Origin of the sequence: Microbacterium sp. 3J1 (genome assembly GCF_001049495.1) — a bacterium.
Classification (GTDB): Bacteria; Actinomycetota; Actinomycetes; order Actinomycetales; family Microbacteriaceae; genus Microbacterium.
Genome location: NZ_CDWI01000010.1, coordinates 177,564 through 203,023, shown reverse-complemented (window position 1 = coordinate 203,023; position 25,460 = coordinate 177,564). Strand labels below are relative to the sequence as shown.

Here is a 25,460-nt window from a genome sequence, read left to right as displayed (position 1 = left end):
ATGACACGAGCACCCGCGATCGACGAGTACCACCGCAGCCTCTCGCCCGAGGACCGCGAGATCAGCGAGCTGCTCGCCGCTGAGATCGCGAGCGCGCTGCCCGAGGCGGAGGGCAGGGTCTGGCACGCGCATCCGGTGTGGTTCCTCGAGGGGAATCCGATCGTGGGCTACAGCAGACTGAAGGATTCCCTGCGCCTGATGTTCTGGAGCGGGCAGTCCTTCGGCACTCCCGGCCTTGCGGCTTCGGGGTCGTTCGAAGCCGCGGAGCTGCGCATCGACGAGGTGGCGGACCTCGATGTCCCCACGCTCCGTCGATGGCTGGCGGAATCGCGGCAGATCCAGTGGGACTACGAGCACATCCGCACGAACCGGGGCCTGGTGAAGCGCACGGTGTTCTGACCGCGCGGCGGAACATCACCGCGCTCCCTGACGTTGCAGTCAGGAGATCCATGAGAGGACGGCGATGGAACTCACCCTGGTGACGTCAGCGTTCTGCGGCGCCTGCGCGAGGACGCGCTCCGTGCTCGCCGAGGCGAGCCGCTACCTCCCCGATGCGACAGTCACGGAGATCGACGTCGCGCGGGATCCCGACGCGGCCGAAGCGCTCGACATCCGCTTCACCCCGACCGTCATCGTGCGAGACGGATCCGGTGCCGAGGTCTTCCGGGCGGAGGGCGTGCCGACCGTACCGCAGGTGCTCACCGCCGCCGTCAGAGCCCTCCCCTCCTGAGCCTCCGCCGACCTCTTGCAGATGTCGGAGGCCCGGCGCAGAATGAGCGTGCGACGGGGCCGACCGCGTCTCCGCGCGACATCACTGGGGGTAAGAATGGCGAACCTGAATCCGTACCTGTCCTTTCGCACCGAGGCGAGGGAGGCGATGGAGTTCTACCAGAGCGTGCTCGGGGGCGAGCTCGAGGTGAACGTGTTCGGGGAGTTCCCCGACATGGTGCAGAACCCCGACCAGAAGGACCTCGTGATGCATGCGCAGCTGACGACGTCCGACGGGCTGGTGCTGATGGCGTCGGACTCTCCCGACGGCATGCCCTACGAGACACCGCAGGGCTTCTCCGTCTCGCTGAGCGGGAACAGCCAGGCGCGAACGCAAGAGGTCTGGGACGCCCTGTCCGCCGGCGCCACGGTCACGATGCCCTTGGACACCCCGCCGTGGGGCGGCAGCTTCGGGATGCTCGTCGACCGTTTCGGGGTGCCGTGGATGCTGCACGGCGACCCTGAATGATCGCGTGCGCGTCGCCCCGACCTTCGGGGCGGCGCGCCATGCGTCGATCAGCGGAGCGCGTGGGCCTCGATGAACGAGCGGAGCGCCTGCTCGTCGTCCGCCATCTCGGTCACACGCTGCGGAGCGTCGAGCATCTCGCGCAGCTCGTCCGAGTAGTCCAGCTCGACGTCGATCGCCTCGCGGATGGTGTCGGCGAACTTCTGCGGCTTCGCAGTCTCGAGGACCAGCATCGGCACGCCGGACTCCGAGAACTCGCGGGCGACCTTGACGCCGTCCGCCGTGTGCGGGTCGATGATCTCGCCGGTCTGCTCGTAGACCGAGCGGATGGTCTCGAGGCGGTCGTCGTGCGTCGACGTGCCGCTGACGATGCCGAACTCGTCGACGAAGCGCGCGAGATCGGCCGTGAAGTCGAAGGAGCCCTTCGTGTCGAGGTCGTTCCACACGGCCACCAGGCGAGCGGCATCGCGTCCGACGAGCTCGAAGATGAAGCGCTCGAGGTTCGAGGCCTTGGAGATGTCCATCGACGGGCTCGACGTGGCGAGGGTCTGCGCGGCGCTGCGCGGGCGGTAGACCCCCGTGCGGAAGAACTCGTCGAGGACGTTGTTCTCATTCGCGGCGAGCACGAGCCGTCGGATCGGGAGACCCATCTGCTTGGCGAAGAATCCGGAGAGGATGTTGCCGAAGTTCCCCGACGGCACGGTGAACGACAGCTCGGTCCAGCCGCCGGCGTCCGTCGCCCGCAGCCAGGCCCAGAAGTAGTAGACGACCTGAGCGGTGATGCGCGCGAGGTTGATCGAGTTGACCGCGCCGAGGTTCTGCGCGCGCTTGAAGTCGAGGTCGCCGGCGAGCTTCTTCACGAGGTTCTGGCAGTCGTCGAAGACCCCGTCGACCGCGATGTTGTGGATGTTGTCGTCATCGAGCGAGAACATCTGAGCTCTCTGGAACGCGCTCATGCGACCCTTCGGAGACAGCATGAAGACGGAGATGCGCTCCTTGCCCCGAAGCGCGTGCTCGGCGGCGGAGCCGGTGTCGCCCGAGGTGGCGCCGAGGATGTTCAGGACGGATCCCTTGCGCTCCAGCGCGTACTCGACGACCTGGCCGAGGAACTGCATGGCCATGTCCTTGAAGGCGAGCGTCGGGCCCTCTGAGAGTCCGACGAGGGTCAGTCCCTCGCCGATCGATCGCAGCGGCACGACCTCCTCCGGGAACGGCTCGTATGCGGCGGCCGTCATGCGTGCGAGATCCGCACGGGGGATGTCGGTCGCGAAGAGCCCGAGCACCTCGGTCGCGAGCTGCGGATAGGTGAGTGCACGCCACCGCTCGAGGGTCTCGCCGTCGACCGTCGGCATGACCTCGGGGACGGCCAGACCGCCGTCGGGCGCGAGGCCTTCGAGGAGCGTCTCGCAGTACGGCATCGGCGGCATGCCGCCTCGGGTGGAGATGTACTGCACGGGGGCTCCTCGGTTCGGGAATCGACGCGGAGCTTCCATTGTCGCAGGTGCGCGAGACCCGATCGCACGGTCGGAAGGCGGGCTCTCCGTCGCCTGCAGCGGACCCTTTCTGCGTTGGTATACCGCCTGCTCGGCCTCCTGGCAATGGGATATCCGAGGGAGTTCCGACCTCGTACCGTGTGTATCACCAAGAGAATCAGGAGCCCTCATGACCGCGAAGATCCGCACCGCTCATGACCGCGAACTCGCAGACGGCCAGGCTCCGCCGGACGCTCCCGAGTGTGCACCCGCCCCGACTCAGGTCCCCGCGGAGCCGCTGTACGAGCGGGTGGACATCGATCGCTACGTCGTGCTGCACGACGGGCCCGTCGGCTACGTCGAGCACGTCTCCCCCGTCTTCGTCTGCTACGTGGGCCACCCCTATGCCCGCGCGGACGAGGTCGCGCAGGTGCACGACTTCCACAACGCCGTGCAGACCGTCCTGCACCGCGCTGTCGCGATGCGGCGCGCTCGGTGAGCCTCGACGTCTGGCCCGGCTCCCCCTATCCGCTCGGCGCGACCTTCGATGGCCAGGGCACGAACTTCGCCCTGTTCAGCGAGGGGGCGGAGCGGGTCGAGCTGTGCCTGTTCGATGACGAGGGAAACGAGGAGTGCGTCCCGCTCGAAGAGGTCGACGCGTTCGTGTGGCACGGCTATCTCCCGTCGGTGCAGCCGGGTCAGCTCTACGGCTACCGGGTGCACGGCCCCTACGATCCGTCGCAGGGGCATCGGTTCAACCCGAACAAGCTGCTGCTCGACCCCTACGCGAAGGCCGTCGCAGGCCGCCTGGACTGGGGTCAGCCTCTCTTCGGCTACGACTTCGGCGACCCCGATTCGCGCAACGACGAGGACTCCGCCGCGACCATGGTGAAGGGCGTCGTGGTGAACCCCTTCTTCGAGTGGGCGGGCGACCGCCTTCCGAAGATCCCGTACGCGCAGACCGTCATCTACGAGGCTCACGTCAAGGGACTCACTCAGCTGCATCCCGAGATCCCGGAGGAGCTCCGTGGAACGTATGCCGGAGTGGCGCATCCGGCCGTCATCGACCATCTCGTGCACCTCGGGGTCACCGCCATCGAACTGATGCCCGTGCACCAGTTCGTGCACGACTCGACCCTCGAGGAGAAGGGGCTGTCGAACTACTGGGGGTACAACACCCTCGCGTTCTTCGCGCCGCACAACGAGTACTCCTCGAGCGCCGACCACGGTCAGCAGGTGCAGGAGTTCAAGGCGATGGTGCGAGCCCTGCACGCCGCCGGCATCGAGGTCATCCTCGACGTGGTGTACAACCACACCGCCGAAGGCAACCACCTCGGGCCGATGCTGTCGCTGCGGGGCATCGACAACGAGGCGTACTACCGCCTCGAAGAGGATGGTCGCTACTACACCGACTACACCGGAACCGGCAACAGCCTCAACGCCGGCAACCCGCACGCACTGCAGCTGATCATGGACTCGCTGCGCTACTGGGTGACCGAGATGCACGTCGACGGGTTCCGGTTCGATCTGGCCTCGACGCTCGCCCGCGAGTTCTACGACGTCGACCGACTGGCGGCGTTCTTCGAGCTCGTGCAGCAGGACCCGATCGTGTCGCAGGTCAAGCTCATCGCCGAGCCGTGGGACGTCGGTCCCGGCGGATACCAGGTGGGCAACTTCCCCCCGCAGTGGACCGAGTGGAACGGCAAGTACCGCGACACCGTGCGCGACTTCTGGCGGGGCGAGCCGCAGGCTCTCGGCGAGTTCGCCTCCCGTCTGACCGGGTCGGCCGACCTGTACGAGCACTCGGGCCGCCGCCCCGTGGCGTCCATCAACTTCGTCACCGCCCACGACGGGTTCACGCTGCGCGACCTCGTGTCGTACAACGAGAAGCACAACGAGGCGAACGGCGAGGACAACGCCGACGGCGAATCCCACAACCGCTCGTCCAACCACGGTGCGGAGGGTCCGACGGAGGACGAGGGGATCAATCGGCTGCGCGCCCGGCAGCAGCGCAACTTCCTCGCGACGCTGCTCCTGTCGCAGGGTGTGCCGATGATCGCGCACGGCGACGAGCTGGGTCGCACGCAGAACGGCAACAACAACGGCTATGCGCAGGACAACGAGACGACCTGGGTGGACTGGGAGTCGGCCGATCTGCCTCTCGTGGAGTTCACGGCCGCCGTCTCGCGGCTGAGGCGCGGTCACCCGATCTTCCGGCGCAGCCGCTTCTTCGACGGCCGCCCGGTGCGATCGGAAGACGGAGAGCGCATGCCGGATGTGGTCTGGCTGCGTCCGGACGGACGCCGGATGGAGCCGGAGGACTGGGATTCCGGATTCGGCCTCGCGATCGGCATGTTCCTCAACGGTCGTGGGATCAGGGAGAAGGATCGCCGTGGCCGCCCCGTCACGGATCTCAACTTCCTCGTGTACTTCCACAGCGGGATGGATGCGGTCGAGGCGGTGCTCCCGGACGAGCGGCACGGTCGTGCGTGGGACGTCGTGATCGACACCGCCGGCGAGCGGGCGAATTCGAGTCCACTGGAGCCCGGGGCAGCGATCACCCTCGAGCCCGCGTCGCTCCTCGTCCTGCGTGAGATCGACGGTGAGGAGGAGCCCACCGACGACTCGGTCGAGGCATCTCTCCGCATCCAGACCGAACGCGCCGAGACTCCTTCGCCCGCGCCGTCCCCGGAGCTGCCTCGATGACCCACCGGCCCCTGTCGACATATCGCCTGCAGATCAGGTCGGGATTCACGCTCGACGATGCCGCGGGGGTGACGGACTACCTGGCCGACCTCGGTGCCTCCTGGGCATACCTCTCCCCTCTCCTGGCCGCGACGCCGGGATCGGACCACGGGTACGACGTCGTCGACCACTCGCTCGTCGATCCTGAGCGCGGGGGCCGGGCCGGGCTGGAGCGGTTCGCGGCCGCGGCCCGGGCGGCAGACCTCGGCATCCTCGTCGACATCGTCCCGAACCATGTCGGCGTCGGCGTGCCTCGGGCGAACCGGTGGTGGTGGGACTTCCTGCGGCTCGGACGCTCGTCGCGGCATGCGGTGGCGTTCGACGTCGACGCACGACTCAGCGGCGGACGCGTGCGTCTGCCGATCCTGGGTTCCTCGCTCGACGAGGCGCTCTCGTCCGGCGAGATCGTGATCGACGCGACACCTGCCGACGATGCTCCCGACGGAACCCTGCGGTACTTCGATCACGTCCTCCCGCTGGCGCCCGGATCCGCGGCGCACGGCGGCGACGTGCGCGCAGTGGTCGATGCTCAGAACTACGAGCTGCGGTTCTGGCAGGACCAGAACACCGAGCTCGACTACCGCCGCTTCTTCGCGGTCTCCGAGCTCGCCGGCATCCGCGTCGAGCTCGCCGACGTCTTCGAGGAATCCCACCGGGAGATCGCCCGCTGGATCACCGACGGCCTGGCAGACGGGCTGCGCGTCGACCACCCCGACGGCCTCGCGGATCCCGGCGGATACCTCGAACGCCTCGCCGACGCCACAGGTGCCGCGTACACGCTCGTCGAGAAGATCCTCGAGCCGGGAGAACAGCTTCCCCCGTGGTGGCGCACCGACGGCACGACGGGGTACGACGCGCTCGCGGAGATCGACCGAGTGCTGATCGATCCCGAGGGCGTCGAGGCGCTCGTCGAGCTCGACGCGGCCCTTCGCACCGAGACGCAGCTGCCGGATGCCCTGCCATGGCACGACCTCATCATCTCGACGAAGCGCATGATCGCCGACGAGCTGCTGCAGTCCGAGATCCGTCGACTCGTCCGCGCACTCCCACACGGCGTGGTCGGCGCAGCAGACGCCCTGTCGGAGATCGTCGCGTCGTTCCCGGTCTACCGCTCGTATCTCCCCGCCGGGCGGGAGCATCTGCAGCACGCGATCGACGACGCCACCGAGCGACGCCCCGACCTCGCCACCGCGTTCGCTCAGCTCGCTCCCCTGCTGCACGACCCGAGCCTCGAGGTCGCCGAGAGATTCCCGCAGGTGACCGGAGCGGTGATGGCGAAGGGCGTCGAGGACACGGCGTTCTACCGGTACACCCACCTCGGCACGCTGACCGAGGTCGGCGGAGACCCGTCGATCGCGGCGATCCCCGTCGCGGAGTTCCACGCGGCGCAGAGCGCGCGCCTGGCGTCCTGGCCGCACTCGATGACCACGCTCTCCACCCATGACACGAAGCGCTCGGAGGACGTCCGCGCCCGACTCTCGGTGCTCGCCGAAGTCCCGGAGCGCTGGGCCGCCGTGCTGCAGGAGCTCCGCGCCGTCGCATCGACCGGGCACGGACCGTTCGACGCCCTGCTGTGGCAGGCCGCCGTCGGGGCGTGGCCGATCCCGTCCGAGAGGCTGCTCGCGTACGGACTCAAGGCAGCCCGCGAAGCGGCTGAGAAGACGCACTGGCAGCATCCGGATGCGGCGTTCGAGAAGGGCGTCGAGGCGATCGCCGAGGCCGCGAACGGCGAGGCTCGGCAGATCATCGAGGACTTCGTCGCCGAGATCGTCGGCCCCGGACGGAGCAACTCGCTGTCCGCCAAGCTGCTCCAGCTCACGGCTCCCGGTGTTCCCGACGTCTACCAGGGCACGGAGCTGTGGGACCACTCGCTCGTCGACCCCGACAATCGCCGCCCCGTCGACTTCGCGGAACGGGCCCGGATGCTGCGCCGACTCGACGCCGACGTGGCCAGAGGGTCCCTGCCGCCCGTCGACGACTCGGGCCTGGCGAAGATGCTCGTGACGTCCCGCGCGTTGAGGCTCCGCCGTGACAACCCCGAGCTCTTCGATCGGTACCGCCCCGGCGTCGCCGCCGGCGAGGCGTCGGCGCACGCGATCGTGATGGACCGCGGCGGGGTGACGGCGGTCGCGACCCGGCTCCCGGTCGCCCTCGCCGCGCGAGGCGGATGGGGCGACACCGTGATCATGCGGCGCGAGCTGTCCGCGACCGACGTCCTGACCGGTCGCCGCATCGCTGCAGGACCCGTGCGGCTGGCCGAGCTCCTGGAGACCTATCCTGTCGCACTGCTGGTGGAGGATCGATGATCTCTGTATGGGCGCCGCGCGCTCGGCGTGTGCGGATGAGAAGACTCACCCCCGCCGGGGCCGTGATCGGCGAGCACGAACTGGCCCTCGTCGACGGTGGCGAAGGTCGTTGGACCGCCGACGTCGCGCTGCGGGAGGGGGAACGGTACGGCTTCCTCCTGGATGACAGCGAGGAGCTCCGGGCAGACCCCCGTTCTCTCCGCCAGCCGTCCGGAGTCCACGGCCCGACGGCCGTCTTCGACCCGAGCCTGTTCGAATGGGCGGACGGCTCGTGGACGGGCCGGCAGCTCGCGGGCGCGGTCGTCTACGAACTTCATGTCGGAACCTTCACGCCCGAGGGCACCCTCGACGCGCTGATCGCCCGGCTCGACCACCTCGTGGATCTGGGCGTCACCCACCTCGAGCTGCTGCCGGTGAACGCCTTCAACGGCGAGTGGAATTGGGGCTACGACGGCGTGCTCTGGTACGCGGTGCATGAGGGGTACGGCGGCCCGGCCGCGTACCAGCGCTTCGTGGAGGCGGCCCACGATCGCGGTCTCGCCGTGATCCAGGATGTCGTCTACAACCATCTGGGTCCGAGCGGCAACCATCTGCCGGAGTTCGGCCCGTACCTGCGCGACGGTGAGCACACGACGTGGGGCGCGTCTGTGAACCTCGACGAGCCGGCCGTGCGCGAGTACATCATCGAGAACGCGCTGATGTGGCTGCGCGACTTCCACGTCGACGGCCTTCGTCTCGACGCCGTGCACGCGCTGCACGACGACAGCGACACGCACATCCTGCGCGAGCTCTCGGAACGGGTCGACGCTCTCTCCGCTCAGGTCAACCGGCCGCTGACCCTCATCGCCGAGTCGGACCTCAACGATCCCACGCTGATCCTCCCTCGCGAGGCGGGCGGATACGGCCTGACGGCCCAGTGGTCGGACGACTGGCACCACGCGGTGCACGTCGCACTGACCGGTGAGACCGAGGGGTACTACGCCGACTTCGCCGCGTCGGATGCCGTGACGAAGGTGTCGGAACGCGGGTTCTTCCACGACGGGACCTTCTCGTCCTTCCGCGACCGCGAGCACGGGGCGCCCCTGCCGCCGACGGTTCCGGCGTGGCGCCTCGTGACGTTCGCACAGGACCACGACCAGATCGGCAACCGCGCGGCCGGCGATCGTCTCGCCGCCTCGCTCAGCCCGGACCGGCTGGCGGTGGCCGCCGTGCTCACGCTCACCGCTCCCGGGACGCCCATGCTCTTCATGGGCGAGGAGTGGGGCGCATCCACGCCGTGGCAGTTCTTCACCTCGCATCCGGAACCGGAACTCGCTCGCGCGACGGCCGAGGGGCGGATCTCGGAGTTCGCCCGCATGGGGTGGGACCCTGCGCAGGTCCCCGACCCGCAGGACCCCGAGACCTTCCGGCGATCCCACCTCGACTGGGCGGAGGTGGAGGCGTCGCCGCACGCCCGCCTGCTCGATCTGCACCGTCGCCTCATCGAGCTGCGGCGCGACGTGCCCGAGCTCACCGACCCGGACATGACGCGCACGTCGGCGGTCGTGGAGCGCGATGACGGCACGCCCTCCCGGCGTGCGTATCGGATCCGCCGCGGAGAGGTGTCCGTGCTCGTCAATCTGACGGATGCCGAGGTCGAGTTCGACCTCGGCGATCGACAGACCGTCCTGCTCGAGACGTCGCCCGCTCGAGTGACCGATCAGCGCATCACGGTCGCCCGTGAGTCCGCGGCGATCACCGGTCCGCTGCGCTGACGAGCTTCTCGTCGACCGCGATCTCCCGCGCGAAGCACAGTGAGATCGCGCTGCCGATGTAGTGCCCGTAGAGCGGGATGGGGCTGTACCCCTCGCGCTGGTAGAAGCGGATGGCATCGGGCTGCTCCGTGCCCGTCTCGAGCACCAGCAGGCGGATGCCGCGGCGCTGCGCCTCGGATTCCAGAGCACGCAGCAGCAGGACCGCCGCACCCGTGCCGCGCGCAGCGGGCGCGGCGTACATCCTCTTGATCTCGGCGACGTCGGCGCCGCGCACCTCCGCGTCGAGAGGACGGATGCCGCCGCAGACCACCGCCTCGCCCCTCTGGTCTCGCGCGAGGAGGAACACCGGGACGTCGTCGGCCGAGGGAGCGACCCCGGGTTCATGATCGTCGCTGCCGTACCGCGCGTCGAGCTCACGCCGCTGCGCCGCGCGGAGGCGCTCCGCGTCGGGATGCGACCAGGGCACCCGTTCGATCGTCACGCTCATGGAACCTCCTCCGCCGGGCCGATGCTGCGCCACGCTAGCCGCACGAGGTTTCAGCGATGTTGCCGCGGATCGCTCCGCGTCGAATCAGTTCAGCGTTTCCTGTACTGTGTGACGCATGTCCCTCACTGCCACGTCGAGCCACACCGCAGCCGTCGCACGGCTCGGCCATGCGCTCTCCGACGCCACGCGCGCGGCGATCCTGCTCGCGCTGCGCGAGAACCCCGCGTACCCGTCGGAGCTGGCTGACGAGCTCGGCGTCAGTCGCCAGGTCATGTCGAACCACCTCGCCTGCCTGCGCGGGTGCGGTCTCGTCGAGAGCACACCCGACGGCCGCCGCAACCGCTACGGGCTCGCCGACCCGCATCTCGCAGCGGCCCTGCAGCAGCTCGTCCGCGTGACGCTGATCATCGAACCGACGTGCTGCGACGGAGAAGGCTGCACCTGCTGATGCCGTCCCCCGCTCTGACCCATGACCGACGCGTGACGCTGAGCCGCCGCATCCGCCTCATCGTCGCGATCACGATCGGGTACAACCTGGTCGAGGCGGTCGTCGCCCTGTCGGCCGGGGCGGCGGCGTCATCTGCCGCGCTGATCGGCTTCGGCCTGGACTCGACCATCGAGGTGCTGTCCGCCGCGGCCGTCGCATGGCAGTTCACCCGCCGCGACCCCGAACGCTGGGAGATGCCGACCCTCCGCGTCATCGCCGTCGCCTTCTTCGCGCTCGCCCTCTACGTCAGCACGTCCTCGGTGCTCTCGCTCGTCGGCGGCGGGCGTCCGGAGCACAGCACCCTCGGCCTCGTCCTCACCGGTCTGAGCGTGATCATCATGCCGCTGCTCTCGCTCGCCGAGCGGAGAGCGGGGCACGAACTCGGCTCCGCCACCGCGGTCGCCGATTCGAGGCAGACGTTGATCTGCGCCTACCTGTCCGTCGCGGTGCTCGTCGGTCTCGCGCTGAACAGCCTGTTCGGCTGGTGGTGGGCGGATGCGGTGGCGGGCCTCGTCATCGCCGTCTTCGCCGTGCGCGAGGGTGTCGAGGCGTGGAAGGGCGATGCCTGCGCGACCTCGGTCGGGATGATCCTCGAGAGCGAGCACAGCGACGATCGCTGACCGATTCGACCGGCGTTCCGGAATTGGTTTCGTCTACCGCGTCATGATCCCGGGCGCCGAGGGTCTTGAAGGCGAGACCAGAAGCACACCCTGGGGGTGGGGACGCTTCGAGTCCGGGCCCCGCTGTTCCCCACCACGGCGCGGCTCGCGGGTGGGGTCACTTCCCAGGCCCCACCCGCCATTCACCTCAGCTCAGATCCAGCCCCGCTCCTCGGCCAGCAGCACGGCCTGCTGTCTCGTGCTCACGGCCAGCTTCGCCAGCACGGCGGAGATGTGGTTGCGCACGGTGCCCGGCGCGAGGGACAGCGAACGGGCGATCTGCCCCGTCGTCTCCCCGCGCCGTCCGGCGCGCAGCACATCGAGTTCGCGATCGGTGAGGGGCGAGCGCTCGTCACTCAACGCGTCGGCGGCGATCTCGGGGTCGACGTACCGAGCGCCCGCAGCGACGCGGCGGATGACGTCGGCCACCTGATCGGCGCCACGGGACTTCGGCAGGAACCCGGCCACCCCCGAGGCGAGCGCCCGGCGCAGGACTCCCGGTCGCGCATGACGCGTCACCACGACGCAGCGGGTCGCGATCGATCGGTTCAGTCGCTCGGCGACCTCCACCCCGTCGAGGCGCGGCATCTCGAGATCGAGGAGGCAGACGTCGGGCACCAGCCTCAGCGCCTCCGCGACGGCCTCCTCGCCGTCGGCGCATTCGGCCACGACCTCGATGTCGTCCTCGAGTCGCAGCAGCGCAGCGAGCGCCGAGCGGATCATCCCCTCGTCGTCGGCGAGCAGCACCCGGATCATCGGTCCTCCTCGGCCGGTGACAGGGCGACTCCGTCGGGGACGGTCACCACCACGGCGAACTCCCCGTCATGTTCACCGAACTCCAGAGTCCCGCCGACCTCGGCGATCCGGCGTCGGACTCCGTCGAGACCCGATCCGATCGACTCGACCGCGGTGCGGACGACCACGTCGTTCGCGATCTCGTACCGCCACCCGCCGGCCGTCCGCGCGAGCAGCAGCCGGGCATGCCTGCCTGCCCCGTGGCGCAGAACGTTGGTGGTCGTCTCGCGGATGACCGGGCCGAGCGCGACGCCGGGGGCCGCATCGGCATCCGCGGCGATCTCCGCCTCGACCGTGAGCCCCGCAGCGCTCAGGAGATCTCGGGCGTTGGCCACCTCGTCGCCGAGCGGCACCGACCGGAATCGCGTGGCGAGGTCGCGAGTGCCCTGGCGCGCATCGTCGACGCTGGCGCGCGCGAGACGCAGCTGTTGGAGAGCCGCGGCCGGGTCGCGGTCGATCAGACGTTCCGCGAGCTCGAGCTGGAGCGCGATCACCTGCAGATGGTGTCCTTGGAGGTCGTGGACGTCCGTCGCCACCCGCAGTCGCTCCTGGGTGGCGGCGAGCCGTGCCTCCGACGCCCTCGCCCGGTCGAGCGTCATCAGGACGTCCCACCACCACAGCGAGCTCACCGTCATTCCCGGGATGGAGATCGTGTACAGCAGCGGCACCCACTCGGGCACACCATCCGCCACCGCACCGCGGACTCCGTCGACGACAGCGAGGCACACGAGCACCAGCGTCGCCAGCAGGACGACACGGATGCGCACACCTCTCGGCCAGTGCACGAGCACGAGCGACTGCGCGAGGGGCATCAGCGCGAGCTGCCAGCTGTTCGCCACGAGCCCGGCGACGGCCCCGTATGCGACGGCTATGAGAAGCGGAACCGCGATACGCGCCCACGGGATGCCGGGTTCCGCGTGCGCCCGCCGTCTGTAGGCCGACAGGAGCACCGTGGTCGACGCCAACCAGACGAGACCGCCGACGGTCACGATGGCGGCGGCGCCGGCGGAATCGCCGGGTTCGGCGAGCACCCGCAGCGCCCAGACGAGCACCAGGAAGATCTCGAGGAAGACGACGGCAGAGAGGGTGTACCACCACGTGGCCGTGACGCCGCGTGCGAGCTGGCGGGCGCCGGGCGGAGGATCGCCGAACGGGCTGACCAGGGCGGAGGGGCTGCTCATGACTTCACCCTACGGGCGTGACAGATGTCATGGATGCGACGGGCGAACCACCCGGAAACGGGTGACGGGTCGACACTGCCGCTGCGGTGGCGGAGGCGATGGACTGGATACATCGCGACGGAGACACCGACGCGCAGACCACGTAGGAGCACAGCATGAACCTCATCGAGACGTTCCAGGGCTTCGTCGCCCAGGTGCCCGAGCTCGTCCAGCCGCTGATCGTCGCCCTCGCCGCCGCGATCCCCTTCATCGAGGGCGAGGGGGCGGTGTCGATCGGCATCATCGGCGGCATCCACCCGGTGGTCGCGGCGATCGCGGCGATCGTCGGCAACTTCGTCTGCGTCGCCATCCTCGTGCTCGCCAGTTCCGGAGCCCGCACTGCGATCGTCAACCGCACCCGTGCACGTCAGGCTGTCGCAGCGGGAGATGCGGGCGTCGCGAGCGGCGCGAGCGGCCTCCAGGATGGGTCGGTCGAGACCGACCGCGGAGCGGTACGGCGCGAGAAGTTCCAGCGCGCTTTCGAGCGCTACGGCGTGCCGGGCGTGAGCCTGCTCGGTCCGCTCCTCCTGCCGACCCACTTCACGGCGACGATGCTCGCCGCGGCCGGTGTGGGCAAGGCCCGCATCCTGATCTGGCAGGCCGTCGCCATCATCGGCTGGACCACGGTCGTCGCGGTCCTCGTCGGCAGCGCGGTGTACGCGATCCGCTGAGCGGGTCGACGTCGTTCATCACGCAAGAGGCCGCTCGCACCAGCGAGCGGCCTCTTGCTGTGGAACGGAGCGTCACCACGTCCGCGACGCCGCCCGTCGGCGCACCGCGGCGACGGAGGCCAGGGCGCTGCCGCCGAGGATCAGCCCGCCCGCGAGCGCCATGAACGGCGCAGCACCCGATCCGCCCGTGAGCGCGAGCTCGCGCGCCGCCGCAGCAGGTGTCGGCGTCGGCCTCGGCGTCGAACTCGTCGGCGTGACGGTCGGGGTGGGGGTCGGGGTCGCGCTCGGCGTGAGGGGCGGCGTCGTCGTCGCCGGAGTGGGATTCGCGGTGTTCATGAGGGTGAGCGCCACCGCTGCGGCGGAACCGGGTGTCACCGCGAAGGTGCCGTCGCCGACGGCGGTCACGCCCTCGCCGGAGATCGTCCAGTCGCCCCAGGTGATGCCGTCGATCACCGGGAGATCGACTTCCTCGATCACGAACGTGGTGCCGAGCGGAGCCCGCGTGCTGAGCACGGGCTCGCCGACCGGAACGGTCACGCGGGTGGCGGGAGCGTCCGAGCCCTCGATGGTGTATTCGACGGTGTAGACCGCGTCGCGCGCGGCGGGGGCCTGCGCACCGGTCAGGGCCTTGACGATCGAGAACCGCGTGTACGCGACACCCGAACCGTCGCCGCCGCCCGAGTCGGTGATGGTGTACGTCGCCGATGTCTTCACGGTCTCGACCACCGCCTTGTTCCCGAAGACATCACCCGCGAGCACGTCGCCGTCGGCCTGCGTGTAGTAGATGAGCTCGTACGCGAATCCTCCCGCGGGCAGCCCCGCCGCCGCGAACTCGAAGGACTGCCCGTCGCTCGCGAAGACCACCTGGTAGAGGGCAGGGTCGACCGCGGTCCACTCGCCCGTGAGCATGCCGTCGACGACGGGTCGCTGGTTCAGCTTGAGCTCGCCGGTGTAGTGATGAGCGGCGAGTCCGGGGTCGAGCGAATCCGAGATCTCGAGTGACCCGTCGGCTACGTACTTGCTCGGAACTCCGACGCCCCAGACGAGGCGCCCATCGGCCGTCGTCGCTCCGCCGTACTTGTACGGCGCTCCGTCTTCGACGAGATCGGCGGGGATGATGCCGCCATCGCCCGGCAGGTCGACGATCTCGACTGTCTCGCCGAGATCGAAGATCACGGTCTCGCTCTTCGTCACGGAAGAGGCGTTGGCCTGCATCCAGAAGGTTCCGCCCACCTCTTCGAGGCCGCTCACGGCGTCGGTCAGCGTGCACACCACATCCGGCCCGGCTCCCGCCGACACCACGCAGGTCGCCATGACGGTTCCGGTCTCGGCATCCGCGATGTCGAAGCCTCCTGCCCCCTCTCGAGTGAACTCGACAGGGAGCGTCATCCCGAACGTCTCGCCGCTCACCGCGCCCGCAGGCACCGACCAGGAGCCGCTGATGCGGACGTTGCCACCCTGTCCCAGCGGTCCGCCACCGCTGCTCTCGAGCGCGACGCCGCTGATCGCTCCCGCGTAGGTCACGGTCGGCGCGGCCGCCGCCGGCGACGTCGCACCCCACACCCCGACGACCACGGCGAGCAGTCCGATCACGGCGGCGAGCGCCGCGCGCCCTTGCCGCACGAGGCGAGTGACCGCCGTCGTCTTCTTCGCGGCGTGCGCGCGGGCACGCACGAGATACAGGTCCACAGTCATCGTCTTCCCCAGTCCGATCCTCGTCGCGCCCAGTCGCGACACATCTAAGAGATCAGAAAAGAGAAGTTCGATGACGTGAAATCCGGTATACAGCGCCGATATGCCAGCACTCGATGCGTCATCGTCGGGCGGGGCGCGCCCCGATCCACGCCCCTCAGGCGCAGGCGACGACCGTCAGGCCTCGAGCTCCTCCGTGGGCTCCGGTCCGTCGATGACCTCGTCGATCAGGCCGATGCCGCCGGACGAGCTGGCGTTCATCATCAGTTCCTGGATCCAGCGCGCATTCAGCTGCGGCGTCTCGGGCTCATCGAACACGAAGCGCAGCGGGATCGAGGGATGCAGCCAGATGGTCGACCGGCCCTGGGGGCTTCCTTCCGGGTGCTTCCACGAGAGGGTGAAGCTCTCCTGCCGACGGAGCTTTGTCGCGATCGCCACCTTGAGGTGAGCGAGCGCGCGGTCCTCGATGTGAATCGGATCTTCGGCCACGCCGTAGTACAGCATTCCCATGCTTCGACCATAGCGCGCGGCATATCGCCGCGCGGAGATTTATGTCTCCCGGTCTCCCGGTCAGAGCAGTTCGGAGACCAGCTGCTCGATACGCTCGCGGATGTCGTCGCGGATGGGGCGCACCGAGTCAATGCCCTGGCCCGCCGGATCGTCGAGCTTCCAGTCCTCGTAGCGCTTGCCGGGGAAGAACGGACAGGCGTCCCCGCATCCCATCGTGATGACCACGTCGGATGCCTGCACGGCCTCGGTCGTGAGAACCTTCGGCTGCTCGGACGTGATGTCGATGCCGAGCTCGCCCATCGCCTCGACGGCGATCGGGTTGATCTCGTCGGCGGGCATCGAGCCTGCCGAGCGCACTTCGATGCGATCGCCCGCGATGTCACGGAGAAAGCCCGCCGCCATCTGCGAACGACCCGCGTTGTGGACGCAGACGAAGAGCACGGACGGCTTGGTGGGCGTATCAGTCATGGTCTTCTCACCTTCGCCGACCTATCGAAGAATGTCAATACGTGGCAGACTTCACCCGTGACTCTGCCGACGACCATCGACGCGACCGCGTGCTGCGTGCCGCGCGTGACGACCTCTCTCAGCATCCGTGACGCCGAGCGTGCGTCCCGGGTCTTCAAGGCGCTCGGTGATCCGACCCGGGTCAGGCTGCTCTCGCTCATCGCTGCGGGAGAGGCCGGCGAGGCGTGCATCTGCAACCTCACCGACCCCGTCGGCCTCTCTCAGGCGACGGTCTCCCACCACATGCGGCTGCTCGCGGAAGCCGGCCTGGTGACTCGGGAGCAGCGCGGCCGGTGGGCGTACTTCACGCTGAACACCGAGACGCTGGACGCCGCCGCCGACGCCCTCCGCACGGCGTGACCCGGACGTCAGAGCGCTGACGGACGGGGCTTCTCTCAGCGGCCGCCGATGCCTCGGCCCGAAGGTCGCGAGCGCATTCGCCCCGTCTGGTGCGCCCAGATAGCGATCTCGACGCGGTTGCGCGCCGCGAGTTTGGTCATGAGGCTCGCGACGTGCGTCTTCACCGTGCTGACGGTGATGTACAGCTCGCTCGCGATCTCGGCATTGCCCAAGCCTCGGGCGACTTCCACGAGCACCTGCTCTTCGCGCTCGGTGAGCGGCTCTATCGGTTGCGGGGGTGGTGCGGCCGGGCTCGCATCGGCGAAGGCCTCGAGCAGCCGCACGGTGACATTGGGGGCGATCAGAGCATCGCCGCTCGCCGCCGCGCGGATCGCCTGGGTGAGCAGTTCCGATCCGGCGTCCTTGAGCAGAAATCCTTTCGCACCCGCTCGCAGCGCCGCGAAGACGTACTCGTCGAGATCGAAGGTCGTGATGACGACGACCGCCATCGGATCGACGACGCCCGGGCCGGCGAGCACACGCGTGGCCTCGATGCCGTCGAGCTCGGGCATCCGGATGTCGAACAGGCAGACGTCCGGTCGCAGGCTGCGGGCGAGGGCGATGGCGTGGGTGCCGTCGCCGGCCTGACCGACGACGTCGATGTCCGGCTGCGCGCCCAGGATCATGCTCAGGCCCGTGCGCACGAGCTCCTGGTCGTCGGCGATGAGCACGCGGATGGTCATGGCGCCCATCCCGCACGAGGGAGCACAGCGGTGACGGCCCACCCGCCGCCGGGCGCCGGGCCGGCCTGACAGGTGCCGCCGAGCAGGGCGGCCCGTTCCATCATGCCGATGATGCCGAAACCGGGCACCGGCGATGCGGCGGCGTCTCCGTCATTCGTCACGTCCATCCGCACTCCGCCGTCGTCCGCCCTCACCAGCACGTCGACACGGCTCACCTGCCGGGCATGACGAAGGGCGTTGGTGACCGATTCCTGCGCGAGGCGGAAGACAGCGGCGGCCACCGGCGGGGGGATGCTGCCGTCATCGCCCGTGACGTCGACCGCAACGACGGCACCGCCGGGCCTCGTTCCCGCGAGCTGCTCGATGTCGACCAGCCGCGGGCTCGGGGCGAGCTCGGCGGAATCGTCCTGTCGCAGCACTCGCACCATCGACCGCAGTTCGGTCAGCGTCTTGGCCGCCTCCGCCTCGATCACGCCGAGCGCGTCCTGCGCAGCCCGCGGATCGCGCACCCCGACGGCGATGCCCGCCTGGGCGCGGATCGCGATGGCGGAGACGTGATGGGCGACCGTGTCGTGCAGATCGCGGGCGAGGTGCTCGCGCTCCCGCATCCGGATGCTGTCGAGGCTGCGCTGTCGCGAGCCCGCGCGGTAGCGGAAGGCGATGCCGAGGAGCACGACCGTGACCAGCAGCGCGAATCCGCCGATGAGGTCGTCGAGGCCTCCCCCGCGCACGAATGTGAGGCCGAGGCTTGCGACGAGGACAGCCGAGCCGATGATGAGCTCGCGGCCCGAGCCCCAGCGGAACAGGGCATAGACGTTCACCATGATGAAAAGACTCGTATAGAGGGTCGAGTCGGGCGGGAGGAGTTGGAGCGGCACCATCGCGACGACGAGCATCGCGAGCGGCTTCGTGCGGCGCCACAGCACGGTCGGCAGCACGGCGAACAGCGCGATCACCGAGAGCAGCGGTTGCTGCAGGTCGGTGCGGAGGATGCCCTCGACCACAGCGAGCACCGCGACGAGGGCCACGAGAACCCCATCCCGCCACACTCGGGGCGGCGGAGGGGGCACGGCGCTCGGCGCACTCCACGCGGAACGCAAGAGCCCGGTCACCAGGTCAGGATACAAGTGCGCCACGGCTCGACACACCGCGCGTCCGCCGTGCGGATCGCCGCCGGATCAGCGACTCCGCCACGACGCTGTTGATCACGAACGCCGCGGCGACGAGCCACGCCTCTCCGAACGCGTCGACCTCGCCGAGCGGGATGGTCCACAGTGCGAAGACGAGCGCCTGGGTTCCGCCGGAGATGGCGATCGCGTAGGCCCTGGTCATCCATGCTCCGTGTGCCGCGAAGTCTCTACGTCTGATCGCGATCACTGCTCGCACGAGGAACATCGTCATCGCCACCGCGAAGACGAAGCGGATCATCGCCAGGGCGAGCTCGTCAGCGGGCCCGCCGAAGAACAGCGCGAGCCAGATGGCGGAGAGGGCCGCGATGAACCCCGCAGGGACCAGTACGCGGCCGGCGGCACGGTGCCACCGGCGTCGCGTCCGGAGGGCAGGAGAGAACTGGAAGGCGCCGAGGACGCAGTACACGGTCATCGCCACGACGTGAGCGATCAACGCGACCGTCGAGGTCAGGAGCGGCGTGCCGTCGGGGTCGGCGCCCACCTCCGTCAGACGCAGGACACCGCCGAGCACGGGGAGCGCACTGAGCAGCAGGAGGCCGGTGATCGCGAGCCATCCGCTCTTCGATCGCCGACGCTCCTCCTTCGGGCCGAGCGTCGGGCGTGTGACTTTCATCGGTTGCGACATGTCTCGATGCTGGCGCGGCCGCGCGCGGCGGACATCGGCCCTCCGCACGGACTCGGACTCGTACTTTCGGCCGATCGGATCCGGGTCGCCCGGCCGATGACGCCCGGACGCGCGGCGGGGAGCATCGAGACATGACAACCGACACGACCATGACCGCGGCCGTCTACCGCCGCTTCGGCGCCCCAGAAGAGGTCCACATCGAACAGCGTGCCATCCCGGCGCCGAGAGCCGGAGAGGTGCTCATCCGGGTGCACGCGAGTACGGTGAGCGTGGCCGACCACCGGGCTCGCGCTCGTGACATTCCGGCCGGTCTGGGGATGCTCGCCGCCGTCGGGCTCGGCGTCTTCCGACCCAGCCGTCCCGTCCTGGGCATGGACGCCGCGGGTGTCATCGAGGCGGTCGGCTCCGGCGTCACCGCCTTCACCCCGGGCGACCGGGTCATCGCCGCCATGGGCGCAGCGTTCGGCGGTCACGCCGAGTACGTGTGCATCGCCGCTGACGGGGCGATCACCCGAGCCCCCACCTCCCTGTCGCTCGAGGAGGCGGCGGCACTCGTGTTCGGAGGCATCACCGCCCAGGCCTTCTTCTCGAAGGTCGCGATAGGGCCGGGCACGACGGTGCTCGTCAACGGAGGGTCAGGCGCGGTGGGCACAGCCGCGATCCAACTCGCGACGCACCTCGGCGCCGTGGTGACCGCCGTCACGAGCAGCGGCAACGCCCCGCTGGTCACGTCGCTCGGCGCCGACCGGGTCATCGACTACACGCGTCAGGACGTCACCGCAGGAGATGAGACGTACGACGTCATCGTCGACTGCGTCGGCAACGCCACCTTCGACCGGGTCGAGGAGTCCATCAACCCCGGCGGAGCCCTCTTGCTCGTCATCAGCGACCTGCGATCGATGCTGCGCAGCCGCCGGCAGGGTCGCCGATCGGGGAAGCTCGTCATCTGGGATGTCGACAAGCCCGGCGCAGAAGAACTGGCCCACCTCGTCAGCCTCGCAGACTCCGGTCGCTATCAGCCCGTGATCGATCGCTCCTACGACCTGGCCGACATCGTCGATGCGCACCGCTACGTCGACACCGGGCGCAAACGCGGCAACGTCGTGCTGCGCATCCCGTGATCGGCGACGGATTTGGGGACTCAAGCCGTTGTGAACAGCCAGAGGGGATGCGGGTCCGTCATAGACAGCCTTCAGCTGCGACGAACAGGCTGCTGCAACTCCGTCACCCAATCGGATTGGTTTTCCGAGACCGCCCGGACATAGAGCTCCCGACACGGCCCTGAGTGAACGAGCCCTCGGGCGAATATCTCAGCGTGGATCGCTTGCCAGCTTTCGGCGATGTGATCCATGGAACCGAGATGGATGCCACAGACGGCTACTTCAGCGGCGGGCAGATCGACAACGTCGAAGCCATCACGGACGGGTCCGTTGTAGGCGTAGCCGGCGATGACTTGCAGACCGTCTTCGATCGTCTCGTACTGTGCGATCGGCGTCGTCAGAGACCCGCACTCATCGCCGATGATCTCGGAAACGGCATCGAACGCGGGGCCCACCACACGTGCGACCTCAGGTTGATCTGCGACGACTACGCGGCGGGCGGCCAGGCGGACAGCCGGCAGCGACTTCTCGACGATCTCTATCCGGGACATGTGGTTCTCCTTCTCGATGAGTTGGAGCCGCCGTTCCACGTCAACGAGTCGGTCAGCAGCGATGCGGTGTTCCTGCTCGACCTCAGCGCGTCGGATACGCAACAGAGCGGCGATGCGATTCCCATCGACTCCGCGGTCAAGAATCGACGAGATGTCGTCGAGACCGAAGCCGAGCTGCCGCAGTGCAACGATCCGATGCAGGCGTTCAAGTTGCGAAGGATCGTAGGAGCGGTAGCCGCTGTACTCGTCCACGTGAGCTGGTATGAGCAGACCAGCGGTGTCCCAATGCCGCAGCATCCGGTGGGTCACCTGGCCGACCTGCGCAAAGGCTCCGATGGATAACATGTCTCAGTTCTCTCGCCTTCCACAGTGTCAGAGTCAAGTATCGCCGTCGCGCGGGCCCGCCGGAATCCCGTGCCGTCGGCTGCTTGTGACGACCGTTTGCGGGAGCCGCTACGCGCCCTCCACTGGATTGGATCTCATGTGGGACTGACCGACGCATGACCCAGCGGACACCGTTCGGACGCGTGCCGTGTTCGACATCGTCGAGAACGCTGACGGATCCGTGACGTTCTCCGTTTTCAGTCGAGCGTGGATCGAGCTTCCGGACTGCCTTCCACTAGCCGATCGCGTCACCCCTGTGGAATGCTCACCGGCAAGTTCACCTAACCCGCTCTCGATCGGCGATCTCGACTGTCCGCCGGCTATCGAGGAGGACGCCGGCGATGATTCGATCTTGATGTCGACGACGCAGAACGCGGAGCAGTACGGGGCGGAGATAGACACGCTGCCGTGACACACGCAAGTGGCGATGAGCCACCCGCTCAGGGGCACTGTCACCTGACCCACGAGATGCAGAGCTCGCCGTCCGTCCGCACTCCCAGGTTCGTCACGAGGTCGGGGTAATCCGAGAACACCTTCGTCACCCTGATGACGAACTGACCGTCCCGGTGCGGGGTGACGTCCAATGTATGACTTTCGAGTTCTGGCATGTCGGAGTTCACGCCTCCGAGAATCGGCCCGCAGGACAATTCCTGCGCGGACTCTTCATCACCCCACTGGCTCGCGTCAATCCACCGCTCCGCGATCTCGCGGGCACGCTCTTCGGCGCTCTGCTCAGGTGGCGCGCAGGCAGCCAGCCCGAGAGAGACAGATCCTGCGACCATGACCAGGACGACGATCTTCGACGTGCCCCTCCTTGAGCCGGAGCTACTGGCGGATAGCTTCTGCCGGTGCAGCTGAGGCACTTTCATCGCTGCAGCGGCAGGACGAAGCTCGTCTCGTAGGCGAACACCTCGCCGTTGACGTCGCCGACGGTCGTGATCGTGTACGGGCTGAGATTGAGAGTGTCACCGACGTGGGGGTTCGCGAAGTACACCTGGTGGGCCGTACCCACAGAGCTGACACCTCCACGCCGTACCGCGTTCAGTGCATCCAGGTAGTAATAGCCGACGCAGAACCGGTCCAGAATCGCGTCTTCGTAGTCACCTGACGCGACTTCATAGGAGGCGGGTGAGCCATCCTCGGCATACTGCGCAGTGCCGGTCGCTCCCTCTCGGGCTCCGTAGTCGTGCATTCTCACATACAGGTCCACGTTGAGCAGTCCACTGGGCAGGATGATTCCGCCTCCATCCGCGCGCATGCAGCCCGGTGTGGGTTCGGCCGTCGGCGGGGACTCGGGCGTCGGGTCGATTGTGGCCGAATCGGCCGGCTGCTGGGTCGAGGCCGCGCTCGGCGCCGACGCGATCGCTGAGGGCGACGCGGGGGCGCCCGATACCGGCGCGACGCATCCGGAGAGAAGGACCGTCGTACCAGACAGGAGACATACGAGCGCCCCCGCCGCTACGACACTGCTCCGCTTTGCCATTCCTGCATTCTGGCGTGATCCGCGATCCAGCGTCTGTCCTCTCTTCGGTGGACAGACTCGTGCGCCTGTCGCCGATATGAACGCGGGCCAGCCCAAGTCTCGGTTCCAGACCCTGATTCGAACCGATCGGCAAAGGTCGGCTTGACGAAAAGGTCTGCCGTTTGGTGGTTACGATGAGCGCGCGTGGCACGCGTTCGAAGCCTGAACGGTGAAGCGCGCCGCAAACGATCGTTTACGGAAGCGAGGTCGTGGGACCACGACCTCGCGCCGCGCGAAACGCTACGTCGCTACTTCATCGAGTTCCGGCGTTCCTGGTTTCGTCCCAAACTCGGCTGATCGAGTACCTCGTTATTCCAGACCCATGTCGCCCGTTCCGCGGGCCGGGCCTGTGTGAGATACAGACGCTGACCCCCGACGTAGCGGTGGTTCTCTGGGGCCTCCGGATCGGGGTCGTGGTTCCCCGAGAATCGGGCGTTACCTCGCGGGACGCTGACTTCGAACGGTGCATGGACCCAGACCGCAGCGTCCCAGATTTCTCTAAGCTCCGGGCGCTGGAGGAAGATGCCATCGACGAGGACGACGGCATCCAGCGGGACGCTAATCTCCGGTGCGTCCACGGGTTCGTCACGAGCAACGTCCCAGACTGCGGCCTTGATAGTGCCTCGCGTGCGAAGCGACTCTACGACCTGCGCGTAGAACATGTCGTACGCATACGACCCGGAATAGAAACCTTCAGGCCCCGTGCCCGCGGCTCGACGTTCCGACCTCGGGCGGTGAAATCCGTCAATGCTGACGGTCACGATGGGCCTGCGGCCTCGCACTCGGGACACGGCGGCTAGTTCACCAGAAAGATGCGTCTTCCCAGCCCCGTCGAAACCATCTACAGCGATGAGGGCCTGATCGTGCGGCCGAACGTCCTCGATCTCCTTCAGCAGTTGGGTCAACACGGTCGAGCGCGAGTCTGAAATCTGCACAGCCCACCGTAACCGCCGGCTCACACAGCATTCGAAAGATACTTCCGGCGTGCACTCAATGTCGAACTCCGGCTCCCGCCGCAAACGATCGTTTTCGGCGAGTCGCGTGCTGCCCGCGGATGACCGACGCGCCGGAGAAGAGCAGCTCAGCGACCGAGCAAAATGATCTCGCTGTGTTCCGTGCCATCCGAGTATGAGACAAGCTCAGCTTCGAAGACGGTTTCCTGAATCGGGTGCTCAAACTTCTGGACCCGCTCAGACTCGATCGCCGCCCAGGCCTCGCCCGACAAAGTCTTGCCGTAGACGATCGACATGTGGAAAGTCCAGTCGTCTAAGGGCAGTTCACCGAGCCGTCGGAAATCAGTCGCATCTAGCAGCTCGGTCAATGTTGCGTAGGCGGAGACCAGAGAGCGGGTGCGGGCGAGCCGGAGGATGAGGATCTGCCAGGGCTCTGGGAACGCATCGATTGCTTCGCCCATGATTTCGATCGGCTGTTGCTCGGAAGCCCAGCTACGTATGAGGGCGGCTAGCTCCTCACGACGTGCTGGCTCGTAGAAGCCTCGGAGCGTCACGTGGCCGGTGTAGGGATGCGGCAGCCTCGCCACAGCCAAAGCGTCATTCTGCTCCCTCACATATCGATCCGCCACCCCTGAAGTTGGGCGAAGCACGAGGTACTGCTGCCCCTCGAGAGACTCAAGCTGCCCAGGATTCTTCATGAACGGTCGGCGCATACGATGACCCTACTCATGGGCCGTACGGCACTGAACGTTGTTACGTGCTTCGGTGACCGTTTGCGGGGCGCTCGCAGAGAATCCCAAGTCCCAGCGCCAGAAACGATCGTTTCGGCGGGTGCGGGGATCGGCAGGCTCACCACTCATGCGATGGTTGCGTCATGCACACACATCCTCTCTGGCGACCTTTCAACCCTGGCGCGAATGCCGCCCGCCAGGGCGAGCGAGTCGCAACCCGACAGACAGCTCCCGGTGCCGTGCAGGCACACGACGAAGACTGGGGAGAGCAATTCGAGGGGATTCGCAGGGTGCTCATGGAGACGATCGGAGACCTCGCGCTATCGATTTCCCATGTCGGATCGACGTCAGTTCCCGGTCTTGCTGCGAAGCCTGTCATCGATGTCGACGTGATCGTTCGCGATGTGGAAGATGAACACAGCTACATGCCTCGGTTGGAGGCCGCTGGGTTTCGTCTCATCTTCCGTGACGTGATGAGCGGAGATCCTCACCGCCAGCTAACGTTCGCTCGACCCAACACCAATCTGCACGTCTGGAGCCCGGGTGCTATCGAGCCGCAACGTCACGTGGTCTTCGCGGACTGGCTCAGGACGAACCTGACAGACCGGCTGCGATACAACGCCGCGAAGGCCGCCGCTTCAGCGGGGGACGGGAGTGCCCGCTATAACGATCTGAAAGCAGCTGCGGTGTACGACATCTACGAGCGAGCCTTCACCGCTGACGCACAGCACGCCCACGACCCGCACCCGCGCGCCCTTGTCGAATAGCTCACTCTGCGGAGCG

The 25,460-nt window shown here is 68.0% G+C and carries 29 protein-coding genes; 14 read left to right on the top strand and 15 right to left on the bottom strand.

Features of this window, described 5'->3' with window-relative positions; all coding sequences use genetic code 11:
* From BN2660_RS08760 to BN2660_RS08750, 3 genes are all read left to right on the top strand, one after another.
* Positions 1-399, top strand: coding sequence for a DUF1801 domain-containing protein (locus BN2660_RS08760; protein ID WP_091230281.1), 399 nt, complete (start codon positions 1-3; stop codon positions 397-399).
* Positions 400-463: 64 nt separating this feature from the next.
* Complete coding sequence (locus BN2660_RS08755; RefSeq protein ID WP_091230278.1) at positions 464-730, top strand: glutaredoxin domain-containing protein; 267 nt, start codon at positions 464-466, stop codon at positions 728-730.
* Between the two features lie 96 nt (positions 731-826).
* Positions 827-1,237: a VOC family protein gene (locus tag BN2660_RS08750; protein WP_091230274.1), complete on the top strand. Its 411-nt coding sequence runs from the start codon at positions 827-829 to the stop codon at positions 1,235-1,237.
* A 47-nt stretch (positions 1,238-1,284) separates the two neighbouring features.
* Here the strand turns inward: BN2660_RS08750 and thrC are convergent, their stop codons facing one another.
* Positions 1,285-2,688 (bottom strand): threonine synthase, encoded by a 1,404-nt coding sequence (gene thrC, locus BN2660_RS08745; protein WP_091230272.1) that lies wholly within the window; start codon positions 2,686-2,688, stop codon positions 1,285-1,287.
* A gap of 208 nt (positions 2,689-2,896) precedes the next feature.
* Between thrC and BN2660_RS08740 the strand changes: the two genes are divergently transcribed.
* The 4 genes from BN2660_RS08740 to treZ are packed head-to-tail and all read left to right on the top strand — an operon-like array spanning position 2,897 to position 9,511.
* The gene (locus BN2660_RS08740; protein WP_091230269.1) at positions 2,897-3,205 is read left to right on the top strand and encodes a hypothetical protein; all 309 of its coding nucleotides are present in this window, start codon (positions 2,897-2,899) and stop codon (positions 3,203-3,205) included.
* Positions 3,202-5,412 (top strand): glycogen debranching protein GlgX, encoded by a 2,211-nt coding sequence (glgX, locus tag BN2660_RS08735; RefSeq protein WP_091230265.1) that lies wholly within the window; start codon positions 3,202-3,204, stop codon positions 5,410-5,412. The genes BN2660_RS08740 and glgX overlap by 4 nt, the downstream gene beginning before the upstream one ends.
* Positions 5,409-7,757: a malto-oligosyltrehalose synthase gene (treY, locus tag BN2660_RS08730; protein WP_091230263.1), complete on the top strand. Its 2,349-nt coding sequence runs from the start codon at positions 5,409-5,411 to the stop codon at positions 7,755-7,757. The genes glgX and treY overlap by 4 nt, the downstream gene beginning before the upstream one ends.
* Positions 7,754-9,511: a malto-oligosyltrehalose trehalohydrolase gene (treZ, locus tag BN2660_RS08725; protein ID WP_091230260.1), complete on the top strand. Its 1,758-nt coding sequence runs from the start codon at positions 7,754-7,756 to the stop codon at positions 9,509-9,511. The genes treY and treZ overlap by 4 nt, the downstream gene beginning before the upstream one ends.
* Here the strand turns inward: treZ and BN2660_RS08720 are convergent.
* The gene (locus BN2660_RS08720; protein WP_091230257.1) at positions 9,492-9,998 is read right to left on the bottom strand and encodes a GNAT family N-acetyltransferase; all 507 of its coding nucleotides are present in this window, start codon (positions 9,996-9,998) and stop codon (positions 9,492-9,494) included. The two genes, treZ and BN2660_RS08720, sit on opposite strands and share 20 nt — an antisense overlap.
* A gap of 115 nt (positions 9,999-10,113) precedes the next feature.
* On the opposite strand from BN2660_RS08720, the gene BN2660_RS08715 reads away from it, so the two are divergent.
* Both BN2660_RS08715 and BN2660_RS08710 read left to right on the top strand, forming a co-directional pair.
* Positions 10,114-10,446, top strand: a complete 333-nt coding sequence (locus BN2660_RS08715) for an ArsR/SmtB family transcription factor (protein WP_091230256.1) — start codon at positions 10,114-10,116, stop codon at positions 10,444-10,446.
* On the top strand, positions 10,446-11,105 hold the full coding sequence (locus BN2660_RS08710; protein WP_091230253.1) for a cation diffusion facilitator family transporter: 660 nt from the start codon (positions 10,446-10,448) through the stop codon (positions 11,103-11,105). The genes BN2660_RS08715 and BN2660_RS08710 overlap by 1 nt, the downstream gene beginning before the upstream one ends.
* A 192-nt stretch (positions 11,106-11,297) precedes the next feature.
* Here the strand turns inward: BN2660_RS08710 and BN2660_RS08705 are convergent, their stop codons facing one another.
* Both BN2660_RS08705 and BN2660_RS08700 read right to left on the bottom strand, forming a co-directional pair.
* Positions 11,298-11,900 carry a response regulator transcription factor gene (locus BN2660_RS08705; protein WP_091230250.1) on the bottom strand — a complete coding sequence of 201 codons (603 nt, stop codon included), beginning with the start codon at positions 11,898-11,900 and terminating at the stop codon, positions 11,298-11,300.
* Positions 11,897-13,120 (bottom strand): sensor histidine kinase, encoded by a 1,224-nt coding sequence (locus tag BN2660_RS08700; RefSeq protein ID WP_091230247.1) that lies wholly within the window; start codon positions 13,118-13,120, stop codon positions 11,897-11,899. The genes BN2660_RS08705 and BN2660_RS08700 overlap by 4 nt, the downstream gene beginning before the upstream one ends.
* 155 nt (positions 13,121-13,275) lie before the next feature.
* Here BN2660_RS08700 and BN2660_RS08695 point away from each other — a divergent pair, with 155 nt between their 5' ends.
* A complete protein-coding gene (locus BN2660_RS08695) occupies positions 13,276-13,830 on the top strand; it encodes a small multidrug efflux protein (protein WP_091230245.1) in 555 nt (184 codons plus the stop codon).
* Between the two features lie 72 nt (positions 13,831-13,902).
* Here the strand turns inward: BN2660_RS08695 and BN2660_RS08690 are convergent, their stop codons facing one another.
* The 3 genes from BN2660_RS08690 to BN2660_RS08680 form a co-directional block, all read right to left on the bottom strand.
* The gene (locus BN2660_RS08690) at positions 13,903-15,525 is read right to left on the bottom strand and encodes an Ig-like domain-containing protein (protein ID WP_141651269.1); all 1,623 of its coding nucleotides are present in this window, start codon (positions 15,523-15,525) and stop codon (positions 13,903-13,905) included.
* 174 nt (positions 15,526-15,699) lie between these two features.
* The gene (locus BN2660_RS08685) at positions 15,700-16,032 is read right to left on the bottom strand and encodes a DUF7882 family protein (RefSeq protein ID WP_091230238.1); all 333 of its coding nucleotides are present in this window, start codon (positions 16,030-16,032) and stop codon (positions 15,700-15,702) included.
* Between the two features lie 60 nt (positions 16,033-16,092).
* On the bottom strand, positions 16,093-16,500 hold the full coding sequence (locus BN2660_RS08680; RefSeq protein WP_091230234.1) for an arsenate reductase ArsC: 408 nt from the start codon (positions 16,498-16,500) through the stop codon (positions 16,093-16,095).
* A 57-nt stretch (positions 16,501-16,557) separates the two neighbouring features.
* Here BN2660_RS08680 and BN2660_RS08675 point away from each other — a divergent pair, with 57 nt between their 5' ends.
* The gene (locus tag BN2660_RS08675) at positions 16,558-16,899 is read left to right on the top strand and encodes an ArsR/SmtB family transcription factor (RefSeq protein WP_091230230.1); all 342 of its coding nucleotides are present in this window, start codon (positions 16,558-16,560) and stop codon (positions 16,897-16,899) included.
* Between the two features lie 35 nt (positions 16,900-16,934).
* Here the strand turns inward: BN2660_RS08675 and BN2660_RS08670 are convergent, their stop codons facing one another.
* The 3 genes from BN2660_RS08670 to BN2660_RS08660 form a co-directional block, all read right to left on the bottom strand.
* Complete coding sequence (locus BN2660_RS08670) at positions 16,935-17,621, bottom strand: response regulator (RefSeq protein WP_091230226.1); 687 nt, start codon at positions 17,619-17,621, stop codon at positions 16,935-16,937.
* Positions 17,618-18,649, bottom strand: coding sequence for a sensor histidine kinase (locus tag BN2660_RS08665; protein WP_218054109.1), 1,032 nt, complete (start codon positions 18,647-18,649; stop codon positions 17,618-17,620). The genes BN2660_RS08670 and BN2660_RS08665 overlap by 4 nt, the downstream gene beginning before the upstream one ends.
* Positions 18,650-18,737: 88 nt before the next feature.
* Entirely contained in the window at positions 18,738-19,436 is a 699-nt protein-coding gene (locus BN2660_RS08660; protein ID WP_091230220.1) for a DUF2306 domain-containing protein, read from the bottom strand.
* Between the two features lie 131 nt (positions 19,437-19,567).
* Between BN2660_RS08660 and BN2660_RS08655 the strand changes: the two genes are divergently transcribed.
* Positions 19,568-20,557 (top strand): NAD(P)-dependent alcohol dehydrogenase, encoded by a 990-nt coding sequence (locus BN2660_RS08655; RefSeq protein ID WP_218054108.1) that lies wholly within the window; start codon positions 19,568-19,570, stop codon positions 20,555-20,557.
* A 71-nt stretch (positions 20,558-20,628) separates the two neighbouring features.
* On the opposite strand, the gene BN2660_RS08650 is transcribed toward BN2660_RS08655, so the two are convergent.
* A complete protein-coding gene (locus BN2660_RS08650; RefSeq protein ID WP_091230217.1) occupies positions 20,629-21,432 on the bottom strand; it encodes a MerR family transcriptional regulator in 804 nt (267 codons plus the stop codon).
* 187 nt (positions 21,433-21,619) lie between these two features.
* Between BN2660_RS08650 and BN2660_RS08645 the strand changes: the two genes are divergently transcribed.
* On the top strand, positions 21,620-21,883 hold the full coding sequence (locus tag BN2660_RS08645) for a hypothetical protein (RefSeq protein WP_091230213.1): 264 nt from the start codon (positions 21,620-21,622) through the stop codon (positions 21,881-21,883).
* Between the two features lie 40 nt (positions 21,884-21,923).
* Here BN2660_RS08645 and BN2660_RS08640 read toward each other — a convergent pair whose 3' ends face one another.
* The 4 genes from BN2660_RS08640 to BN2660_RS08625 form a co-directional block, all read right to left on the bottom strand.
* Positions 21,924-22,340 carry a hypothetical protein gene (locus tag BN2660_RS08640; protein WP_141651268.1) on the bottom strand — a complete coding sequence of 139 codons (417 nt, stop codon included), beginning with the start codon at positions 22,338-22,340 and terminating at the stop codon, positions 21,924-21,926.
* Positions 22,337-22,954, bottom strand: a complete 618-nt coding sequence (locus BN2660_RS16450; RefSeq protein ID WP_141651267.1) for a hypothetical protein — start codon at positions 22,952-22,954, stop codon at positions 22,337-22,339. Before BN2660_RS16450 ends, BN2660_RS08640 begins: the two co-directional genes overlap by 4 nt.
* Positions 22,955-23,241: 287 nt before the next feature.
* Positions 23,242-23,655 (bottom strand): nucleoside/nucleotide kinase family protein, encoded by a 414-nt coding sequence (locus BN2660_RS16775; RefSeq protein ID WP_255305096.1) that lies wholly within the window; start codon positions 23,653-23,655, stop codon positions 23,242-23,244.
* A 419-nt stretch (positions 23,656-24,074) separates the two neighbouring features.
* Complete coding sequence (locus tag BN2660_RS08625; RefSeq protein WP_091230202.1) at positions 24,075-24,659, bottom strand: 2'-5' RNA ligase family protein; 585 nt, start codon at positions 24,657-24,659, stop codon at positions 24,075-24,077.
* Positions 24,660-24,820: 161 nt separating this feature from the next.
* On the opposite strand from BN2660_RS08625, the gene BN2660_RS08620 reads away from it, so the two are divergent.
* A complete protein-coding gene (locus BN2660_RS08620; protein WP_091230200.1) occupies positions 24,821-25,444 on the top strand; it encodes a GrpB family protein in 624 nt (207 codons plus the stop codon).
* The last annotated feature ends 16 nt before the right edge of the window (positions 25,445-25,460 follow it).

Excerpts from the sequence above, each read along its gene's own strand:
- treZ (WP_091230260.1), top strand. The coding sequence starts at position 7,754 with ATGATCTCTGTATGGGCGCCGCGCGCTCGGCGTGTGCGGATGAGAAGA.
- BN2660_RS08660 (WP_091230220.1), bottom strand. The coding sequence starts at position 19,436 with ATGTCGCAACCGATGAAAGTCACACGCCCGACGCTCGGCCCGAAGGAG.
- BN2660_RS08655 (WP_218054108.1), top strand. The coding sequence starts at position 19,568 with ATGACAACCGACACGACCATGACCGCGGCCGTCTACCGCCGCTTCGGC.
- BN2660_RS08685 (WP_091230238.1), bottom strand. The coding sequence starts at position 16,032 with ATGGGAATGCTGTACTACGGCGTGGCCGAAGATCCGATTCACATCGAG.
- BN2660_RS08625 (WP_091230202.1), bottom strand. The coding sequence starts at position 24,659 with ATGCGCCGACCGTTCATGAAGAATCCTGGGCAGCTTGAGTCTCTCGAG.
- BN2660_RS08650 (WP_091230217.1), bottom strand. The coding sequence starts at position 21,432 with ATGTTATCCATCGGAGCCTTTGCGCAGGTCGGCCAGGTGACCCACCGG.
- BN2660_RS08740 (WP_091230269.1), top strand. The coding sequence starts at position 2,897 with ATGACCGCGAAGATCCGCACCGCTCATGACCGCGAACTCGCAGACGGC.
- BN2660_RS08720 (WP_091230257.1), bottom strand. The coding sequence starts at position 9,998 with ATGAGCGTGACGATCGAACGGGTGCCCTGGTCGCATCCCGACGCGGAG.
- BN2660_RS08670 (WP_091230226.1), bottom strand. The coding sequence starts at position 17,621 with ATGACCATCCGCGTGCTCATCGCCGACGACCAGGAGCTCGTGCGCACG.
- BN2660_RS08690 (WP_141651269.1), bottom strand. The coding sequence starts at position 15,525 with ATGACTGTGGACCTGTATCTCGTGCGTGCCCGCGCGCACGCCGCGAAG.
- BN2660_RS16775 (WP_255305096.1), bottom strand. The coding sequence starts at position 23,655 with ATGTTCTACGCGCAGGTCGTAGAGTCGCTTCGCACGCGAGGCACTATC.
- BN2660_RS16450 (WP_141651267.1), bottom strand. The coding sequence starts at position 22,954 with ATGGCAAAGCGGAGCAGTGTCGTAGCGGCGGGGGCGCTCGTATGTCTC.
- BN2660_RS08695 (WP_091230245.1), top strand. The coding sequence starts at position 13,276 with ATGAACCTCATCGAGACGTTCCAGGGCTTCGTCGCCCAGGTGCCCGAG.
- BN2660_RS08620 (WP_091230200.1), top strand. The coding sequence starts at position 24,821 with ATGCACACACATCCTCTCTGGCGACCTTTCAACCCTGGCGCGAATGCC.
- BN2660_RS08680 (WP_091230234.1), bottom strand. The coding sequence starts at position 16,500 with ATGACTGATACGCCCACCAAGCCGTCCGTGCTCTTCGTCTGCGTCCAC.
- BN2660_RS08750 (WP_091230274.1), top strand. The coding sequence starts at position 827 with ATGGCGAACCTGAATCCGTACCTGTCCTTTCGCACCGAGGCGAGGGAG.
- treY (WP_091230263.1), top strand. The coding sequence starts at position 5,409 with ATGACCCACCGGCCCCTGTCGACATATCGCCTGCAGATCAGGTCGGGA.
- BN2660_RS08705 (WP_091230250.1), bottom strand. The coding sequence starts at position 11,900 with ATGATCCGGGTGCTGCTCGCCGACGACGAGGGGATGATCCGCTCGGCG.
- BN2660_RS08715 (WP_091230256.1), top strand. The coding sequence starts at position 10,114 with ATGTCCCTCACTGCCACGTCGAGCCACACCGCAGCCGTCGCACGGCTC.
- BN2660_RS08710 (WP_091230253.1), top strand. The coding sequence starts at position 10,446 with ATGCCGTCCCCCGCTCTGACCCATGACCGACGCGTGACGCTGAGCCGC.
- BN2660_RS08700 (WP_091230247.1), bottom strand. The coding sequence starts at position 13,120 with ATGAGCAGCCCCTCCGCCCTGGTCAGCCCGTTCGGCGATCCTCCGCCC.
- BN2660_RS08755 (WP_091230278.1), top strand. The coding sequence starts at position 464 with ATGGAACTCACCCTGGTGACGTCAGCGTTCTGCGGCGCCTGCGCGAGG.
- BN2660_RS08760 (WP_091230281.1), top strand. The coding sequence starts at position 1 with ATGACACGAGCACCCGCGATCGACGAGTACCACCGCAGCCTCTCGCCC.
- BN2660_RS08640 (WP_141651268.1), bottom strand. The coding sequence starts at position 22,340 with ATGAAAGTGCCTCAGCTGCACCGGCAGAAGCTATCCGCCAGTAGCTCC.